Raw genomic sequence first — 19,814 nt, forward strand, 5'->3', positions numbered from 1 at the left:
GAGAAAGCTGAATAAAGTAATTAGGACTTTTTATGAGCGAAAGACAAGCGCAATTCGAACAATATCAGGTAAGTAAATTCGACGATCCATATTTATATTCAGTAAACCGCAATGTCTTCGAAAAGAATAGTGCAAAAATTATCTTTGATAATTTCTATGACAAACGTCTATGGGATGAAGATTATTTTTATATTATTCTAGGGTGTGATTCAGGTCTCTTAACCAATTATGTATTAGAACATGGCCTTGCAAAAGGTTCTCGCTACCTATTTATTGACTCTGAACACGTTCTTGAAAACCTTAAAAATCAATTAAGCTTTACCGATTGGCATGACAACGTAGCCTTCGCCACACTTAGCACTTGGGAGGTTGAAGCCGAAAAATTTAATTTGCAAGCTTATATGTACACTGACAACGTTAGGTATATAAAATCGTTAGCAGCCAATGACGGCTTTGATGACTATTATTATCAAGCGAATACTGAGATTTCTTTAAAATTAGAAACCCAACAACATTATACAATGGTGAGCTTGTATCGCTCACCATTTGTTATTAAACAAATTATAAATTTAGCTGATAATCTTAATCCCATGATTGCTTTAAAAGATAAATTTAAAGGAATGGATTGTATTATTTTAGGTGGGGGCCCTTCTCTCGACGAAATAATTGATAAGCTGAATTCACTTGAAAATAAAGTAGTAATCATTGCGGTTTCTCGAATTGCTAAGCGTTTGCTTAGCGAGAATATATCACCGCATTTTGTCATTTCAGTTGACCCACACGAAGTTAGTTTTGATGTCAGTAAAGAAATGCTAGAAATGGCCGATGAGTCTATATTTTTACACTCAACTTATGTAGTGCCTGTTCTACTTGGGCAATGGCGGGGTGTAAGCTTTCATGATGGTTTACGAGTTCCTTGGCCAAGTGAGCTATCAAAAGACAATACTCATTTAGCCGGTCCAACCGTGACTAATTCCGCAATTTCTGCGGCTGTTGATTTTGGCTTCAAACGAATTTTCCTTTCAGGCGTTGATTTATGTTATTCCAGCGATGGTAATACCCATGCTAAAGGTAGTAATGAAGCAAAGGTTGGCCCTGTTTTAGGTAAGCGTGAACAATGGGTGCAAACATACAGCGGTAAAATGGCAGAAACCATGTTGACTTTTATTCATGCGACTCAAACCATTGAAGACCAAGCTAAACAAGCCCTTAAAAAAGGTGCTCAACTGTATAACCTATCCCCCAATGCAGCAAAAATAGACAGCATTCTATTAGCAAATTTTGATGATATTAACTTTACTAAAGAAGATTTAATAAGTCCTATCATCAACAAAATAAAAAACAAATACAGTAAAATAAGTACACAACAATTTACTGATGTAACAAATGATATAGATCGTCTAGTAGATGAGTTTGACGAAATAACAGCAATTGTTGAACAAGCAATCATCGACAATAGTAATTTATATAAAACCTACGACAATGAACTCGAAAATGCCAATATCAAACAACGTATTGATGAAGCAGAAGAAACCTTAAATACCACTTATAAAGAAACAAGTACTTTTTTAAAAAAATACGGTATCCATCGTTTTATTCGAATTGCTCGAACTGACGGAGACTTAGAGTGGTCTGATGAAGAAATGGAGGAAGTTGGCAGAGCGTATTATCAATGCTTCATTGACAATATTAATGAGTTAAAGCCTTTATTAACTGCTGCAAAGAAAAAAATTGAATTACGTATAAAAGAAACACAACCTCAATTAGATTACCATGAAATATTCCAACTATGGCGCAGCGAACATCATTTTGGCCGCGCTCACCACTGGAAAATTAAAAATCCAGAACTTTATCAAGAGCTTAATGATATTGATAAGAAAGAACTAGATACTCAAATCGACGAATACTTTAAGGTATTAGAAAATACAGATACATATCATTTAAAACGTACGCAAGAACAAAGTAGTTTAACGGGCATTAACCGAAAAGCTGTTTACATGTTCAATGCAAAAAACAGTGATGGATTAGCATCTTTAGTCGAAAACCTTAAAAAACTAGAATATAATCAAAAACATAATAAGAACACACTACAAAAACATGAAAATTTAGATCAATTGATTTTATTGTGCTCTGGTTATTTAGCTTTATTACAAGGCCACTATCAAGAAGCATTAGACAAATTTTATCTGTTGGATGAACAGCATTTATCTGAAGATGAACTCATCCAAATTTCAGTTTTAGAAATAGATTTAAACCATTATCAACAAGCTGAAAACTCACTTAAAAAATTGGCCGAGTTAACACCCGCATATCAGCCACAATATGCCACTATATTAAAACTTAATAAAAAAATGACGGAAGCTGAAAGTGTTTATTTAGGGTATTTAGAACAACAAAGCCACGATATAAAAGTATGGTTAGCTTTGGCTAATCTCTATTTGGAAAATAATGCAATAGCACCTGCTAAAGAAGCTTTTGAAAAAGTAAAAATACTCGATCCAAGCAATATTGAAGCACAACAGTTTTTCGACAGTTTACAATAGTTATCCCTAATGGAAACATGTAATACGCCGATATAAATTTATAGATTAAAATATTTGACTAAGAATAAGGAATATCCATGAGCAACTTATTAAAAGGTAACTTCACGACAAAAAAAGAAGTTAAAAAGCCTGAAGAAAATACTGAAAAAGACAGCACACAACAAGCATTCAAAAAAGCAGCATTAAATTCAATTGGCGGTTCAATGGTGTATGTTGAACGTACCGATTTAACCTGGGATGGTGAGGAATAATAGGACTAAGTTCTAAACCCTAGTTTAAGAAAAGTAATAATCTAGATTTATACTGGCTAAAGTATTGGCTTTAATTTTCTACTCGTACTAAATCTACATATGGTGATTTATGGATCAGAATAATCTAAATACAAAGTTTGTCGATGTTGTTTCACAAATTACTGATATTGGAAAAAATTGGCATAGTAACGACCTTATCGTCAACGCCAAAAACAATCTGCCTTTTTGTAAAAAAAGTTTTAAAGACTTGCCTCCTTTATCTGAACTAAAACAACGTTCAGCTATTGTTGTCAGTGCAGGTCCTAGTTTGCATAAATATAATGTTTTACAAAAACTTAAAGCATCCAATTATAACGGTAGTGTTGTTGTCGTTGATGGTTCATTGGTTAAATGTTTAAAAAATGGCATCATTCCAGACTATGTACTAACTTTAGATCCACATCCAACTAGAATGGTTCGTTGGTTTGGTGATAATGATTTTGAAGAAAATACCCGCCACGATGATTATTTTTCTAGACAAGACCTCGATGTTGAATTTAGAAATAATTCAATTAGAGAGAACCAAGAAAATATAGAATTGATCAATAAGTACGCCTCTCAAATTAAACTTATTATTTGTTCATCAGCACCAAAAAATGTTGTTGATCGTGCCAGAGAAGCTGGTTTTGATATGTACTGGTGGAACCCTATTGTTGATGCTCCACAAAACCCTGAAAGCTTAACTCGACAAATTTATAATATTAATAAAAAGTCATGTATGAATACTGGTGGTACAGTTGGAACTGCCGCTTGGGTTTTTGCTAACGCCATATTAAAAATACCAAAAATAGGCATAACAGGCATGGATTTGGGTTACCACAGTGATACTCCGATAGAAATGACACAGACGTATTACGAATTGCAAGAGTTTGTTAATTCTCCGGAAGAGCTAGCACAACTATTCCCGCGATTCACTTTTCCATTAACAGGCGAAGAGTTTTATACGGATCCGACTTATTACTGGTACCGTAAAAATTTTCTTGATCTTCATAGTCGCTCAGCAGGCAATACTTATAATTGTTCCGAATCAGGTACGCTTTTTGCTAGTGATAATAGTATTAACTGCATCCCATTTGATGTTTTTTTAAACAAAGGGTTCTAACTCATGGCTAAAATTTTATTTATCAATCCTGTGGTACGTGAAGAAGATGTCCCTCGTCATATTCCTTATGGTATAGCCCTACTTGCAGCAATAGCTATGAAGAAAGGACATTTAGTCCAAGTTTATGATGCAAATGCACATCGTCTGCCTCTAGAAACTATTGTAGAAGTGTGCCAAGCCGATGATTGGGATGCTGTTTGTATTGGGGGCCTTACAACTACTTACAACTATATAAAAAAAGCATGTAAATTAATCAAACAGGCTGCGCCTAAAGCCCAACTAATAGCTGGTGGTGGCTTTCTAACAAGTATGCCTACTGAAATTTTTAAATGGCTGCCTGAAATTGACGTTGGCTGTATTGGAGAGTCATTTGAAACTTTCCCTGCCGTGCTAGAAAAGATAGATAATAAAGATTTCGACTATTCCACTGTCTTGGGTGTTATTCACCGTGATTTAACTGGCAAAAGTTTTTTAACCCCTGTACGCCCTAACATTCATGATTTAGATACCTTACCTTGGCCAGCTTGGGAGTTATTCCCACTTGATATTTATTTTGCAAACTCTGCTAACTTATTCAGTGAAGAATCATTTACATCTAAACGCCGAATGGATATTAATGGTAGTTTTGGTTGTGGATTAACCTGTAAATATTGTTGGCACTTAGGTACAACGGGTGACATGTTAATAGAAGAAAACGAAGAAGGTGAGAATGATGTTGTCTTTACCTATGGTCGTAATATTCGTTATCACAGCCCTGATTATATCGTGAGTATGGTCAAACATTTATATGACACTTACGATATAGATTTTGCCGCATTTATTGATGAAAATTTGATGACAATGGATGTTGCAAGTAAAGGCACATGGCTAAAAGAACTTTGTGCAAAGTGGATTGAAGCAGGGTTACAACCTACTTGTCGTCAAAAAGGCATCCCTCATGATGAAAACTGTAAAGGCGTTCATTGGAATGGCACCTCGCATGCAGGCTTACATCGGCCGGATACCTTAAAATTGATGTATGAAGCTGGTTGTACTCACTTAGTTTATGGACTTGAGTCATTCGATCCTTATATTTTAAGAAATCTAGGTAAAGGCTCTAATGCTCGTAAAAATAAGCAAAGTATTGCTACTTGCTTGGCATCAGGAATCAAACCTATTCCCAATATAATTATTGGCTTCCCTGAAGAAACCTTTGAAAGTGTCCGCAATACGATTAATGCCCTCATCGAATTAGGCATCACCGCTAAGCCTCACTTTGCTACCGCTTATCCGGGTTCAGAATGGTATTACGCTTATAAAGATTCAATTTTAGCGCAATATAATGGGGATTTAGAAGCCTATATTATGGACCTTGGTGATGCGAGTAAAATAACAGCAACTATTTCTCAAAAGTTTTCACCTGTTCAGTTACTTGGTTTACAACAGATAGTCTATTTAAAAGAGTTACGTCTGTTAGACTTGTCTGAGCAACACTGGGCACCGGTACAGCAACACTTATCGCCAGTAGTTGAACCCAAAACCTCATTTAATTTAAGGCCAGTCAAAGAAGCAGGACCACTGGCCATTAAAGTAGGTTAAGTATTTTGACGGTTAAACGGAGAGTTATTCTCTTCGTTTAACCGACTGTTAGTTATATTTTAAGTTAGTTTTTAGCTAAGAGCTGATGAAGATTAGGTTTAAGCTGTTGTTCTATTGATTCAATACGACGTGCTGTGTTTGTTGCATTTTCATCAACTTTTTCTAAGGTTTTAAGTACCTGCGTTAATTGTGTATTTATTATTTGATTCTGCTTAGTCAGTTGTTGGTTATTTAAAAGTAATGATATTACAGCAATCGATAATGCGGTGATGATAGCGATAATAGCTAAATTATTTAACGAGTTGATTTTCATAATTAGTCCTTTAATTTCACCAAAAATAATTTTGCTTCTCGTATCCTATAAACAACTAGAGAATATGTCAATTGTTTAGTTTTCGGTACGTTCTGTTAATAAAAACTCAGCCAATTTAAAATCGAGATGATGATCGATATCGATAGATGATTCTCGACTCATCACATATGAAAACAAGTTTTCTTCAAGAAAAAAAGTCTCTTGTGCTAATAGCGGTTCAACCTTAGCAATATAAATTGCACCATTTAAGCGATAATAAGTGGGTAAGGCTTGGCTACGAGGATTTTTCTTAACAAAATTTGATAAGAAGTTTTTCATGCTGCCATCTTGCGCTAGTGTGTTACTCCACATCGGCGAATGGTCACATTCACACACACTTATCACACCCTCGGCAGATTTAGTTTTTAAGGTTGCTATTGCTTCTTGAATATTAGTACTAGAGCGCAGCGGAGAAGTTGGTTGCAACCATAATACATAATCAAAGGTTCGTCCTATTTTTTGGTAATAATCAATAGTATGTTTAACCACATCGATTGCTGTCGCTGTATCACCTGAAATTTCTTCTGGTCGTAAAAAAGGGACTGGAATACCACTGTCTTTTGCTATTTCTGCGATGGTTTCACTATCTGTACTCACAATAATTTCATCGATGCTTTCGCATTGTTGTGCAGCTTCAATGGTCCATTTTACTAATGGTTTACCGCACAATTGTTTACTATTTTTACCGGGTAAACGCTTACTACCTGCCCTTGCAGGAATTATTGCTAAAATTTTATCAACCATTAAACTGTCCACCTTGCATTACATCTTTTTGCGCTTGATAAAAATCAACCATTTTTCCAATATCTAACCAATATTCATGTACTGGAAACATTGCAACATACTGTTTATTTTGAATATAGCCTTCTATCAACTCTGTCATATCCACTTTTTGATTTTGCTCTACGGCGTTTATCATAGCTTTACTCACAACATAAACACCTGCATTAATGAAATATTTATGTGTGGGTTTTTCTACTAAGCTAGTAATTCTAGCCCCCTCTGCCTCGACCACACCATAAGGAACTTTATATTCATCTTCACGTACACACATAGTACAAACCGGTGAATGTTGATTATGATAATTAAGTAGCTTTTCAAAATCGATTTTTGTTAACACATCACCATTCATCATAATAATAGGAAGATCAGGTAAGGTTTCAGGTAGTAAACCTAAACTTCCACCGGTCCCCAAAGGGTATTTTTCATGTACGTATTGAATTTTTACCCCCCACTTTTCACCATTACCAAAGTGATCGTGAATAGCTTCAGGCATGTAATGAGTAGAAATATAAAACTGATGAAAACCAGAACTAATAAAACTTTCTAGTATGGTTTCTAAAATGGGCTTATCACCAAGTTTCAATAAGGGTTTAGGACAATTATCAGTTAACGGTTTGAGTCGTGTGCCAAATCCACCAGCCATAAGAAACACAGGGTTGTCAAAGCTAGGACGCTCTACAATATGTTGCAACGTTTCTAACCCAACTAATTTTCCATTATCGATTAACGGAATCGCATGAAGACCACGAGAGTTCATTAAATTAAGGAGCTTATTACGAGAAGTCCCTGCATTAGCAACTAAGGGTGTGCTATTCATAACATCGGCAATTAGACAATCCATACCTTGATGCCGAATTAACGCACGGCGAATATCGCCGTCAGTTACAACACCGAGTAACACATTACTCTCATCAACAACTAGAGCCATTTGCATTGCGCCCTTGTCGATTACACTAATGGTTTGTTCCATTGTAGTCGTGGGTGCTATTAATATATTTTGCCAGTTATGACTCATTTAACCCTCTCCAAACTTCATTCAAGGTTCCGCTAACTACAAATTCATGCGCTGCTGCTAACCAATTAACTTATAAACTGTAACAGCGGAAATATCACTAGTTAATCATAGGTTTCAGCTAAAAAAATAACATCATTTTGTAATTTATCAATCAAGCACTTTTATTATTAAAGAAAAGTTGTTAAACGAAAAAATGTCAACTTACTCTATTCAATATTTCTAGCAATTATCAAACCAGTTATTAATAGTCAACGGGTGTTTATAGATTATCGAACTCTATTAAATCACCACGTGCAAATGATCGCTCAGCGGTTTTACCTAAAATCTGCCAATAGTTTGTCGGAGATATACCATTGCCTGGGCGCATAATACCAATATTATGCTCATTAAATGTTTCATTTTTAGCAATAGGCGATATTGCAACGATACTTTTTCGCGCAACATCCCTATTTTTATACTCTGAAGGGCTTGGCTGTTTTATACTACTTCCAAGTGTTTGTTCTGTAACACGAATAGCTTCAACCATTGCCGTCAATTCATGTGGTTCAATTGACGCTTTATGATCAGGTCCTTCAAATTTTCGGCTTAAAGTAAAATGTTTTTCAATAATTTTTGCACCTTTAGCTACTGCTACAATAGGCACAATGATACCTTGGGTATGATCTGAGTAGCCTACGGCTAATTTAAATGTTGTACGTAATGTTTCTAATACATTTAAATTAACTTCATTAAAAGGTGCTGGATATTCAGTTGTACAATGGAGTAAAACGACTTTTTCAGATAATAATTTTTGACCCGCTTCACTTTGATAAGCTTGACTAAACACTTCAAGTGATAATATTTCATTGTCATCCTGGTGAACAGTATCTTGGTCGCCATATAAATAACCATAGGCAATTGCACCTAATGCTTGCTCTATTTCATCTAGAGTTGCCATCCCCGTAGAAACGATCAGATCACAACCAGTTCTAGCATGTTCGAGTACAAATGGTGTATTAGTTAACTCGCCTGATGGGATTTTTAATCGTGTTAACTGCATATCGTCAACTAAAAAGCGTAAGCTATCACTATCAAATGCAGTAGATAAGTATTCGATACCTTTTTCGTCACAATAATGTTTTATCGCTTTATGGCTTTCATAAGGTAACTCTAATTGTTTAAGCAGTTGATATTGGCTCTGTTCTTTCTCGGTATTTTGCTGTTGATAATTAGCTTGTTTTGCGTGTTTGGTAACCAAGTTTTCCGCTTTAAATGTTTGAAATTTTACAATATCAACACCTGCCGAAATGGCAGCATCAACTAATTGGTAAGCTAATTGTTCATCACCATTATGATTGACGCCAGCTTCCGCAATAATTAATGTTCTCGTGTTAATTGATTCATTCATAATTGTTACTCAAGTCATGCGCTTAGACACTTAACGGCTTAAGATCATAAAAACGCTTTATTGTCTTAGGTAGTGGAGTATTTACAATATACGTTAACATCTTTTCACAGGCATTTCCGTTACCATAAGGGTTATCTATATGAGCAATACGTTGGCGAAATTCAGGAGATAACGCTTGTGTAATGCTGTTATAAATTTCGCCGAAGCAATTACCACACTGAATAACACTATCGCTAGCGATCCGCCCTTTTTGACGATCGCCAATATTGATCGTCGGGATGTTAAACGAGGGCGTTTCAATTATGCCGCTAGAACTATTACCGATAACAGCAGCACAGTGCTTCATCGCTGACAAATAATTAAGTTGCCCAATAGAGCGAAACAAAAATATACGCTCTGGTTGAGCTTTAGTATAACTTTCTAATGCTGTCATTATTATCCTACCTTTAGCATCAGCATTAGGGTAAGTAATAATCATGTTATATTTAGGAAATTTATCCAACGCCGTAAATAAATTAGCAATGGCATCTACGGGGTTTTCTGTAGATAACGTTTCTGGATGATAGGTTATTAGAAAATACGGTTTATTTAACTTAATAGCTAAATTTTGTTCTAATTCTTTTAAATTCAATAAAGGCAGTTGCTTTATATTATCAATGCCTGGCGCCCCTACATTAACTACGGTATTTGGCTGTTCACCTAATTGGATAACCCGCTGTCGATAGACTTCTGTTGATGTAAAATGCCAATGAGATAATTTAGTAAGTGCATGACGAAAGACCTCATCCATCGCTCCTTCAGTTAATTCACCACCATGTATGTGGGCAATAGGTACTCCACAAATTGTCGCGGCTTGTGCCACTGCTAACGCTTCAAATCTGTCACCTAATAAAATAAGTAGATCAGGTTGATGTTTTACAAAGCATTCACCAGCAAGCATTTGCGCTTTCGCCATAGACTGATTAACCGCCAAAGGTGTATCTGCAGGGAGTAAATAATCTAATCGCTCTGTAATGTCAAAACCGTCATGAATAATATGTTCAACGGTATAACCAAATTCAGCGATTAAATGTGTACCGCCAACAAACAGCTGAAGTTCAACTTCATCGCTTGCTTGTAACCCCTTAAGCAGTAAAGTTAACAAGCCATATTCAGCTCGAGTGCCGGTAAATACAGCTATTTTTTTCATCGTGCAGCTCGATAATTACACATTATAAATACCGTGTTTATATTTAGCTAAATTTGGGTTTTGAACAAACCATTCGATGGTTTTCGTAAGCCCTGACCTAATATCTACTTCTGGAGTAAACCCTGTTAATTCATGAATACTAGTGTTATCACACCACAAACGGAACACTTCTGATTTATCGGGACGTATACGTTGTTTATCAACAACAAACTCAACATCACTTTGCATAAGTTCTTTAATTAAATGTAAAGTATCACCTACACTAATTTCAAAATTAGAACCAATATTGATGGTTTTTCCTATGGCTTTATCACTCAGCGCTAATGCAAGAAAGCCACGACATGTATCACTCACATAATTAAAGTCACGTGTTGGGCTAACATCGCCCAGTTGAATTTGTTTCTGACCGTTGGCTATTTGAGTGATTATGGTAGGGATCACAGCACGGGCTGACTGTCTTGGTCCATAGGTATTAAAAGGTCTAGCAATAGTTAATGGTAAGTCAAAGGCATTAAAGTAACTCATCGCCATAGCATCAGCGCCAATTTTAGAGGCACTGTAAGGCGACTGTGCTTGCAGGGGGTGTTTTTCATCTATAGGCACATATTGTGCTGTGCCATAAACTTCACTAGTAGATGTATGAATAACCCGAGTAACTTTATTATCGAGACTTGCTTGGCAAATATTTAATGTACCAATTACATTAGTTGAAACATAACTTTCAGGCGCGACATAAGAATAAGGAATAGCAATTAATGCTGCTAAGTGGAAAACAATATCTACCCCTTGCGTAATATGACGACAAAAGTGCGGATCTCGAATATCACCGGTAATAATCTCTAATTTATCGCAGGCTTTAACATCTTCAAGCCAGCCCCAATGATTAAAAGAATTATATTGTGCAAGTGCTCTAACTTTAAAACCTTGTGATAATAATAATTCCACGAGGTGTGAGCCAATAAAGCCATCTGCCCCAGTAACTAAAACTACTTGTTCGTTGTGTGAATGACTCATGTATAAAAACCTTGTTACTGTCAGTTTAATTTCTTAATACAATTAAGAAAAACTAAGCAATATGTCTGCCAGAACGAATTACTCTATATTGTTTTTAATTCTAACTAGGCAATTTAATTAAGCAACTAAATTACATCATTGAATAGCAAAAACCATTACATTAGAATATGTTAATCGTTATAACTTTTGAACATTGGGTTTATGCCAGCAACTATTTTGCCAAAAAACTTTGAAGTAATAAGCCGACGATGGCCAGATTTATTTGATGTATTAATGGCTACAAATGAAAATACAGTAAATGTCGACGTTGTAGAAAGTACGTTAACGATTAATGGTATTCAACTCACTAGCAGTTATGATCGAGTAGCAGAAGCACAGTTACAAATAAAACAAATACCTAGTCATAGTAATGAAGCGACGATATATGGGCCAGCGTTAGGAGATACAGCAACTTTATTACTCCAAAATAAAGCGCTACGAAAGCTATACGTGGTAATACTCAATAAAGCTATTTTTATTCATAGTTTACAGGCTATTGAAGATATGCAATGGTTAGAAGACAAGCGCACACAATTATTGCTAGCAACAAAAAATAGTGAAATTAGCGTTCCTTTTTGTGTTAATCCTGCAGAATTAAAGTTAGCTGATAACGACGGTGAACAACTCGCGGATAAAGTTCAAATTGAACTAAACTATGATTTCGTTAATAAAACGCATCAACAACGACAAAAACATCAATGCGACCCTATTCAAGATAATCTAGCATTCGTTAAGCAAGATGCAGATATTTCTACTTTACCCAAAGCAACTCACTCAGAGATTTTTATTGCCGCCGCAGGTCCTACGCTTGAAAAGCACTTAAATTACCTTGCGTTACACCAACCCTTTATTATCGCTGTTGATGCAAGTGTGAGAGTATTATTAGAACGGGATATTATTCCAAATATTGTTGTATCTATTGATTATACCGCTTATCAGTTTTTTAAAGACATAAATCCTCAGCTCTTAGAAAATACAACACTCGTTTATTTTCCTAACATTGAAAGCCAGGTACTTACTTATTGGCCAGGGCCTAGACTATGCAGTTATAGTCCGACACCTATGTATAAGGAACTTATCGATAAGTATCCTAAAATACAATTATATTGTGCTGGCAGTGTTGTGCATCCAGCCATTGACCTTGCTGTTTATCTACAAGCTAAAACAATTGTATTACTAGGTACTGACTTTGCCTTTACTTATAATCAAAGTCATGCAAAAACGAATAATAAGACTAAAGCTTCACATGAGTTAGCATTAGGCAATGCCCAAGAAAGTGTTATCAACGGCTATGGAGAGCGGATCCCCACAATGGCTAGTTTAAAAAGTTATTTACGAGAGTTAGAACGCTATATTTTAAAACATCCTAAGGTTAATTTTAAAAATGGAAGCTTAGATGGCGCATATATTGAAGGTACTACACTTTGGAACAATTAATTTCATTACCTGATATTATTTTACTAGGGGAAGAACTTACCGAGTGCTTACGTTTAGGACATTTAGCTAAAAGCCATCAATTAACGATTACATTTATCGATATTCTCAACCAATATATAATACAACATTCAATCGATAATCCTCATTTGAATAATATCTTGAATGTTATGTTAGATGCCCAACAACGCGATGATAGGTTGTATTATGCGGATATAATACAGTATGAATTAATGCCTTATATAGCTCAGTTACACTAAATTTAAAAACACTAGAAATTAGGACTCACTAAATTGTTGGTAGGCGTTAACTGCTTGTTTTATTTTAGATTGCTTCTGACTATCAGCTAGTACTTTAGTACGCTCTTCTAGCAAAAGCTTAACCTGTTGTGTATCTTCACTCTGACACTTTAGTAAAAATTGTCGAAGCTTCTCCTTGCTATCATTATTCCCTTGAGATAAGACGTTTTCACTTAACGCTTTCATTAGTGATAAACGTTGAGCTAATTTTTCACTAACAAACTCAAGCTTTTCTTCTTTAATCAAAGCAACAACTTCAGCAGATAATTGTTCTATCTGCTGATATAAGGAAAGTTGAGACGACACATTAAGCTCCTACGCTTGACTGCTCATCTTTTTTCTTGAGTAAATCGAGCCCTTCTTTTTTAGAAGATTCAGGTATTGATTGCCATGCATCTCTTAGGGGTTTTAATAATTCAACCACCTCATCTAATCCTGAAATATCTAACGTAATATTAGTGTCATTTAATCGGTTAATACAATATTGATATAAATCTGAAAATGTCGCTGAAATCTTAGGTTCTGCTTTAGCATCTAAAGAGTTGTCTAAAGCTGACAATATATTGACGGCTTTGGTAATCATTTGTGATTTAACCGCTAAGTCTTTACGTTCAATGGCCCCTTTAACTTTTGCAACACTTTCAAGTAACCCATCATACATCATTAATATCACTTGATGTGGATCAGCAGTTAGCAACGTACTGTTAATATTAACTTGACTATATGCTTTTAAATTTTTTCTCATGATTCGCTCCTAGCGTCTCTCAACGCGAGACACTATTATGAATTTTTCGGTTGCATACTTGCTAAAGTAGAGGCCAACCAAGTACCAGTAGCATTATAAGAAGCAACTGTTGAATCTAAATATGAAAACTGAGATCTAAGTCGGTCTTCATAATCTCGTAGTTTAGTTTCTAATGCCGTATATTCATCTGCTATACCAGAAACTTGTTTACTTAATGCTGTATTTCTAATAGTGAGTGTACCATCACTACCATTATAACTATCAATTAACGTTGTTAATTTTGACGTTACTCCATTAGATGAAGCAAAAATCTCGCCAACTTCTTGTAAATTAAATTTTAAAGCATCTTCAAGTTTCTCAGTACCACTTTTCATGGTGCCAATACCAATAGGATTAATTTCTAATAGCCCTGTTTTATCTATAGTAATACCAATATCTGACAAACTCTTATTACCACCCGTTAGACCACTCACAGTATCTGTAACAATGGTATTTAATTGGGACTTAACTTGACGAACATTAGCATCAAACGCTAAAGCACCATTTTCAGCATTTCCCAATGCATCTAAAGTACCACGTAAGGCATTATAGGCATCAACAAACTCATTAATTAATGTAGATCCGTTCTCTTCATCTTGACTAATTGAGATAACCGCAGGATTCCCCATATTAACAGCTTGTGCAGTGAAAGTGACGTCTTCAATAATATTCTTAAACTCATTAGTGTCTTGTTCAACTAAATTACCGTCAACATAGGCACGCGCACTTTTAGCCACATCATTTGCACTTTGTGTGGTATTAGTTGAAATAGCATCTAAGGAGACATCTGAACTAGAAATGGTTAAATTATTAGCATCACCGGTGGCTGAAGAATTAAAAACAAGATAAGAACCACTTTGTACGTTAATAATATTTGCAGTAACACCAAAATTACTCGATTGCTCATTAATTTTATCACGAATAGCACTTAAATCATCTGCACCATCAATATCAACATCAAAACTATCTGCTCCTGCAGTAAATGTTAAAGTACCAGTACCTACAGTATCGGTTGACGCGGCGAATGCGGTGGATTGTCTACGGCTACCCTGAGCTAACTGCTCAACCTCAATAGAAAAAGAACCATTGCTTGCATAGCCATTGGTTGTTACTGCAACATCTTCAGAGCTTGATTCACTAATTTGTTTATTGAAATCTTCAGGAGAGTTTAATTTTTTTAAGACCGATTCGAAGTTTGAAAGTGCTGATTTAAACTGACCAACACCAGAAAGCTCAGTAGTTAATCGTTCTTCTTTATTTTGAAGTCGAATTTCTTGAGGAATTGCTTCAGCATCAATATATGCCGTGATAATGCCTTCTAAATCTAATCCTGAACCTATGCCTGCTGATGTAATATTCATAACAACACCTTTATTAATACTTTTGTTGCAAATTGATGTTAAACTTTTTCATCAAGAAATATGCCAGATTTCAAGTCAACATCTTGTCTTAATTCTCTAATTTTTTGAGCTAACTTAACGAGATCTTCCGAAGGAAACTGTTTAATTAATTCTTTACTATCAGAATCGAAAACTTTAATAATGGTTCTGTCCGATTTTTCGTCCATCGAAAAATTGACATTACGATTATACATATTCATAAATTCAGATATTTCAGCGAAAGACTCTTCTAGTTCTTCAAGAGATTTTTTTTCTGCTTTTTCAACTTGTATTTCCTGTACATTTTTAAGCGCTACATTTTCATTGTGAGCTGTTGATGCAGCTCTAGTATGATCTTTACTATTATTAACATCGGCCTCTTGAGTTGCTTTAAAAGTATTCGGTGCCATATCCGAAAATTGATTCGTAAGTGGGTTATCCAATGATACAGGCTTAACCATAATATACTCCTACTAAGTTATAAAACAAAATGGCACTCTATAAGAATGCCATTGTAATATTTTATAAAAAACTTTACCGTTATTATAACAATGACAATGCTATCTGAGGCTGTTGGTTAGCCTGAGCTAACATTGAACTAGATGTTTGCTGTAACACCGAACTTCTTGCTAGTCTAGCAGTTTCTGCGGCAAAGTCAGTATCTTCGATACGTGAGCGTGACGCAGATACGTTTTCAGAGGTAATATCGTTACTGCGAATAATTGATGAAAAACGATTTTGTTTTGCACCTAAGTCGGCACGTACACCATTAACTGTTTTTAATGCTGTATCAATAGCCCCTATCTGCGCTTGTGCTTTACTAAAGTTTGACACACCAATATCTGCACTTACACCACCGGCGCTTAAATCGGCACTAATTGCAATAGTAATTAATTGACCTTTATTCGCTCCAATTTGGAACGCCTCTTGGTAAGAGGTATTCAGTAATTTAACACCACCAAATTCAGTATCTTTGGATATACGCGTTAATTCTGATGCTAATTCTGTAAATTCAGCATTAAGTGCCGCACGGTCAGATGAATTGTTAGAACCATTTGATGCCTGTACCGCCAAGGTGCGCATACGTTGTAACGCACCTGTGTATTCATCTAACGCACCCTCAGCCGTTTGCGCTAATGAAATCGCATCATTTGCGTTACGTGAGGCTTGGTTCAAACCATTAATTTGTGCTGTTAAACGGCTTGAGATTTGAAGACCAGCTGCATCATCACGTGCACTATTGATACGCTTACCTGATGATAAACGTTGATAGTTATCTGATAAGTCGTTTGTCGAACGAGACAACTGACGTTGAGAGTTCAATGATGCGATATTACTATTTACTACTAAAGCCATGATAATGCTCCTAGGGGTAACAACCCATACGGTTAGTTAATTTATCAGGCTCGTCTCACAACTCACCCTCTCTTATCCCTTTATCGGACACATCAAACTTTTCTTTAATATTTTTTATAAAAAAAGTTTAATAAATACACAAAAGTTTATAACTATTTGATTAAAAATAATTTATTTTTTATAAAAAAGGCACTCAATAGAGTGCCTTTTTATTTTTATCGTCGTAATTATAACAATGATAATGCTATTTGAGGCTGTTGATTAGCCTGAGCTAACATTGAACTAGATGTTTGCTGTAACACCGAACTTCTTGCTAGTCTAGCAGTTTCTGCGGCAAAGTCAGTATCTTCGATACGTGAGCGTGACGCAGATACGTTTTCAGAGGTAATATCGTTACTGCGAATAATTGATGAGAAACGGTTTTGCTTAGCACCTAAGTCAGCTCGTACCCCATTGACGGTTTTAAGCGCAGCATCAATTTGAACAAGCATAGATTGGGCGTGAGTAAAAGTAGAAATACCTACAGAAACAGCAACACCAGCAGCACTAGCTTGTAAATTATCATCAATCTCAATAGTGATTAATTGTCCTTTGTTGGCGCCAATTTGAAAATCTTCTTTATAACTACTATTAAGTAACTTAACGCCACCAAACTCTGTATCATTTGAAATTCGAGTTAATTCATCTGTTAATTCTTTATACTCGGCATTAAGTGCCGCACGGTCATCTGCGTTGTTTGACCCATTTGATGCCTGTACCGCCAAGGTGCGCATACGTTGTAACGCACCTGTGTATTCATCTAATGCACCTTCAGCCGTTTGCGCTAATGAAATCGCATCATTTGCGTTACGTGAGGCTTGGTTCAAACCATTAATTTGTGCTGTTAAACGGCTTGAAATTTGAAGGCCTGCTGCATCATCACGTGCACTATTGATACGCTTACCTGATGATAAACGTTGATAGTTATCTGATAAGTCGTTTGTCGAACGTGACAACTGACGTTGAGAGTTTAATGATGCTATATTACTGTTGACGACTAAAGCCATGTTAATGCTCCCTGGGCTACATACCCGTTAGGTTAGTAAATCATTGAGTATTTTGTACAACTCACCTTTATAAACACGTTATCGGTTAGACAATGTATTTCTTTAATCTTTTTAGCAAAAAATCAAAAATAATTTTAATTACGCGTTTTTGCTGTTGAACTTAAACCACTTCAAATAATTATTAATTTTTAAGTTAAAAAAAAAATGGCACTCTATTGAGTACCATTATATTGCTCTACGGTTGACTCATTGTAGCTATAATAATGACAGCGCTATTTGAGGTTGTTGATTAGCCTGCGCTAACATTGAGCTTGATGTCTGTTGTAATACTGAGCTTCTAGCTAGTTTCGCTGTTTCCGCTGCAAAATCAGTATCTTCAATACGTGAGCGTGAGGCAGATACATTTTCTGAGGTAATATCATTACTTCGAATAATTGATGAAAAACGGTTTTGCTTAGCACCTAAGTCAGCTCGTACACCATTAACGGTTTTAAGCGCAGCATCTATTTTAGTCAACATTGACTGTGCACCTGTGAAAGTAGCTACACCACCGGCTACACTTACAGCGCCAGCAGTTAAATCTTTACTGATCTCAATAGTGATTAACTGCCCTTTATTGGCACCAATTTGGAAAGCTTCTTTGTAGTTACTATCAAGTAATTTAACACCACCAAACTCTGTATCATTTGAAATTCGAGTTAATTCATCTGTTAATTCTTTATACTCAGCATTAAGTGCTGCACGATCATCTGCATTGTTTGATCCATTTGATGCTTGTACCGCCAAGGTACGCATACGTTGTAACGCACCTGTGTATTCATCTAACGCACCCTCAGCCGTTTGCGCTAATGAAATCGCATCATTTGCGTTACGTGAGGCTTGGTTCAAACCATTAATTTGTGCTGTTAAACGGCTTGAGATTTGAAGACCAGCTGCATCATCACGTGCACTATTGATACGCTTACCTGATGATAAACGTTGATAGTTATCTGATAAGTCGTTTGTCGAACGAGACAACTGACGTTGAGAGTTCAATGATGCGATATTACTATTTACTACTAAAGCCATGATAATGCTCCTAGGGGTAAAGACCCATTCAGTTACTTAAACTATGAGGCGCGTTTAACAACTCACCTTTCTTGAGAACTTTATCGGACAGTAAAAATAAATCTTTAATTTTTTCCCTGAAAAATATGATAAAAAATCAAAAAACAGCTCAATCCGCTGTTTATTAAGATAAAAAAAACCCTCAGAAGAGGGTTTTTTAAGCTAAAAATGTAAATTTATGAACTATTTTTAACTATTGTAATAACTGTAAGGCTATTTGTGGTTGTTGATTTGCCTGTGCCAACATCGAGCTAGAGGCTTGTTGCAATACAGAAGAGCGAGCTAGCTTAGCTGTTTCAGAGGCATAGTCAGTATCTTCTATTCTTGAACGTGATGCTGATACGTTTTCTGATGTATTATCATTACTACGAATAACAGACGAAAAGCGATTTTGCTTAGCACCTAAATCAGCTCGAACGCTGTTAACCGTTTTTAATGCTTCATCGATTTTGGCAATAACAGATTGTGCCTTGGTAAAAGTAGATACACCTTGTGAAACACTCACACCACCTGCACTCAATTTCTTACTAATTGTTATAGTAATTAATTGTCCCTTATTAGCACCAATTTGAAATGCTTCTTGATAACTACTATCGAGTAGCTTAACACCACCAAATTCGGTATCATTCGTTATACGCGTTAGCTCTGTTGAAAGCTCTTGAAACTCAGCATTCAAAGCAGCACGGTCACCAGTGTTGTTTGAACCATTCGAAGCTTGTACTGCAAGTGTACGCATACGGTGTAATGCATTGGTATATTCATCTAATGCACCTTCAGCTGTTTGCGCTAAAGAAATACCATCGTTAGCGTTACGAGAAGCTTGGTTTAACCCATTAATTTGTGCCGTTAAGCGGCTCGAAATTTGTAAACCCGCGGCATCATCTTTTGCGCTATTAATACGTTTACCAGAAGATAAACGCTGATAATTTTCACCTAAGTCATTTGTTGAACGATTCAACTGACGTTGAGCATTTAATGATGAGATATTACTATTTACGACTAAAGCCATTGCTATCATCTCCTAAGTTATAGGGAGTGGCTCAAATCCTGATAACAATCGTTACTTAGAACCACTTATACAAAATATTGTCACTGTGTTGCCACGGTGCAGTCTCTG

At 35.9% G+C, this 19,814-nt stretch carries 20 protein-coding genes; 6 read left to right on the plus strand and 14 right to left on the minus strand.

Features of this window, described 5'->3' with window-relative positions:
- The first annotated feature begins 32 nt into the window (after positions 1–32).
- The 4 genes from IE155_RS03080 (at position 33) to IE155_RS03095 (ending at position 5,513) form a co-directional block, all read left to right on the plus strand.
- Positions 33–2,543 carry a 6-hydroxymethylpterin diphosphokinase MptE-like protein gene (locus IE155_RS03080; protein WP_189376636.1) on the plus strand — a complete coding sequence of 837 codons (2,511 nt, stop codon included), beginning with the start codon at positions 33–35 and terminating at the stop codon, positions 2,541–2,543.
- A 77-nt stretch (positions 2,544–2,620) separates the two neighbouring features.
- Positions 2,621–2,794: a hypothetical protein gene (locus tag IE155_RS03085; RefSeq protein ID WP_189376637.1), complete on the plus strand. Its 174-nt coding sequence runs from the start codon at positions 2,621–2,623 to the stop codon at positions 2,792–2,794.
- A gap of 109 nt (positions 2,795–2,903) precedes the next feature.
- Positions 2,904–3,935 (plus strand): 6-hydroxymethylpterin diphosphokinase MptE-like protein, encoded by a 1,032-nt coding sequence (locus tag IE155_RS03090; RefSeq protein ID WP_189376638.1) that lies wholly within the window; start codon positions 2,904–2,906, stop codon positions 3,933–3,935.
- Between the two features lie 3 nt (positions 3,936–3,938).
- Positions 3,939–5,513 (plus strand): B12-binding domain-containing radical SAM protein, encoded by a 1,575-nt coding sequence (locus IE155_RS03095; RefSeq protein ID WP_189376639.1) that lies wholly within the window; start codon positions 3,939–3,941, stop codon positions 5,511–5,513.
- Positions 5,514–5,577: 64 nt separating this feature from the next.
- Here the strand turns inward: IE155_RS03095 and IE155_RS03100 are convergent, their stop codons facing one another.
- The 6 genes from IE155_RS03100 to IE155_RS03125 form a co-directional block, all read right to left on the minus strand.
- Positions 5,578–5,826, minus strand: a complete 249-nt coding sequence (locus IE155_RS03100) for a hypothetical protein (RefSeq protein WP_189376640.1) — start codon at positions 5,824–5,826, stop codon at positions 5,578–5,580.
- 75 nt (positions 5,827–5,901) lie between these two features.
- Positions 5,902–6,609 carry an acylneuraminate cytidylyltransferase family protein gene (locus IE155_RS03105; protein ID WP_189376641.1) on the minus strand — a complete coding sequence of 236 codons (708 nt, stop codon included), beginning with the start codon at positions 6,607–6,609 and terminating at the stop codon, positions 5,902–5,904.
- Positions 6,602–7,663: a nucleotidyltransferase family protein gene (locus IE155_RS03110; RefSeq protein WP_189376642.1), complete on the minus strand. Its 1,062-nt coding sequence runs from the start codon at positions 7,661–7,663 to the stop codon at positions 6,602–6,604. Before IE155_RS03110 ends, IE155_RS03105 begins: the two co-directional genes overlap by 8 nt.
- 259 nt (positions 7,664–7,922) lie before the next feature.
- Entirely contained in the window at positions 7,923–9,050 is a 1,128-nt protein-coding gene (gene neuB, locus IE155_RS03115) for an N-acetylneuraminate synthase (RefSeq protein WP_189376643.1), read from the minus strand.
- Positions 9,051–9,072: 22 nt separating this feature from the next.
- A complete protein-coding gene (neuC, locus tag IE155_RS03120; protein ID WP_189376644.1) occupies positions 9,073–10,239 on the minus strand; it encodes a UDP-N-acetylglucosamine 2-epimerase in 1,167 nt (388 codons plus the stop codon).
- A 15-nt stretch (positions 10,240–10,254) separates the two neighbouring features.
- Positions 10,255–11,253 carry an NAD-dependent 4,6-dehydratase LegB gene (locus IE155_RS03125; RefSeq protein WP_189376645.1) on the minus strand — a complete coding sequence of 333 codons (999 nt, stop codon included), beginning with the start codon at positions 11,251–11,253 and terminating at the stop codon, positions 10,255–10,257.
- Positions 11,254–11,454: 201 nt separating this feature from the next.
- Between IE155_RS03125 and IE155_RS03130 the strand changes: the two genes are divergently transcribed.
- The gene (locus tag IE155_RS03130) at positions 11,455–12,729 is read left to right on the plus strand and encodes a motility associated factor glycosyltransferase family protein (RefSeq protein ID WP_189376646.1); all 1,275 of its coding nucleotides are present in this window, start codon (positions 11,455–11,457) and stop codon (positions 12,727–12,729) included.
- Entirely contained in the window at positions 12,717–12,986 is a 270-nt protein-coding gene (locus IE155_RS03135) for a hypothetical protein (protein ID WP_189376647.1), read from the plus strand. Before IE155_RS03130 ends, IE155_RS03135 begins: the two co-directional genes overlap by 13 nt.
- A gap of 18 nt (positions 12,987–13,004) precedes the next feature.
- Here the strand turns inward: IE155_RS03135 and fliT are convergent, their stop codons facing one another.
- The 8 genes from fliT to IE155_RS03175 all read right to left on the minus strand — a co-directional run bounded on the left by fliT (position 13,005) and on the right by IE155_RS03175 (position 19,706).
- The gene (gene fliT, locus IE155_RS03140) at positions 13,005–13,331 is read right to left on the minus strand and encodes a flagellar protein FliT (protein WP_189376648.1); all 327 of its coding nucleotides are present in this window, start codon (positions 13,329–13,331) and stop codon (positions 13,005–13,007) included.
- 1 nt (position 13,332) lies between these two features.
- Complete coding sequence (fliS, locus tag IE155_RS03145; RefSeq protein ID WP_189376649.1) at positions 13,333–13,770, minus strand: flagellar export chaperone FliS; 438 nt, start codon at positions 13,768–13,770, stop codon at positions 13,333–13,335.
- A gap of 35 nt (positions 13,771–13,805) precedes the next feature.
- Positions 13,806–15,170 carry a flagellar filament capping protein FliD gene (gene fliD / locus IE155_RS03150; protein WP_189376650.1) on the minus strand — a complete coding sequence of 455 codons (1,365 nt, stop codon included), beginning with the start codon at positions 15,168–15,170 and terminating at the stop codon, positions 13,806–13,808.
- A gap of 38 nt (positions 15,171–15,208) precedes the next feature.
- A complete protein-coding gene (locus tag IE155_RS03155) occupies positions 15,209–15,649 on the minus strand; it encodes a flagellar protein FlaG (protein WP_189376651.1) in 441 nt (146 codons plus the stop codon).
- An 82-nt stretch (positions 15,650–15,731) separates the two neighbouring features.
- Positions 15,732–16,544 (minus strand): flagellin N-terminal helical domain-containing protein, encoded by an 813-nt coding sequence (locus tag IE155_RS03160; protein ID WP_189376652.1) that lies wholly within the window; start codon positions 16,542–16,544, stop codon positions 15,732–15,734.
- A 227-nt stretch (positions 16,545–16,771) separates the two neighbouring features.
- Positions 16,772–17,590: a flagellin N-terminal helical domain-containing protein gene (locus IE155_RS03165; protein WP_189376653.1), complete on the minus strand. Its 819-nt coding sequence runs from the start codon at positions 17,588–17,590 to the stop codon at positions 16,772–16,774.
- Positions 17,591–17,845: 255 nt separating this feature from the next.
- Positions 17,846–18,658 carry a flagellin N-terminal helical domain-containing protein gene (locus IE155_RS03170; protein ID WP_189376654.1) on the minus strand — a complete coding sequence of 271 codons (813 nt, stop codon included), beginning with the start codon at positions 18,656–18,658 and terminating at the stop codon, positions 17,846–17,848.
- 232 nt (positions 18,659–18,890) lie between these two features.
- Positions 18,891–19,706, minus strand: a complete 816-nt coding sequence (locus IE155_RS03175) for a flagellin N-terminal helical domain-containing protein (RefSeq protein WP_189376655.1) — start codon at positions 19,704–19,706, stop codon at positions 18,891–18,893.
- Positions 19,707–19,814 lie beyond the last annotated feature (108 nt).

Source organism: Thalassotalea profundi (assembly GCF_014653195.1).
GTDB lineage: Bacteria > Pseudomonadota > Gammaproteobacteria > Enterobacterales > Alteromonadaceae > Thalassotalea_B > Thalassotalea_B profundi.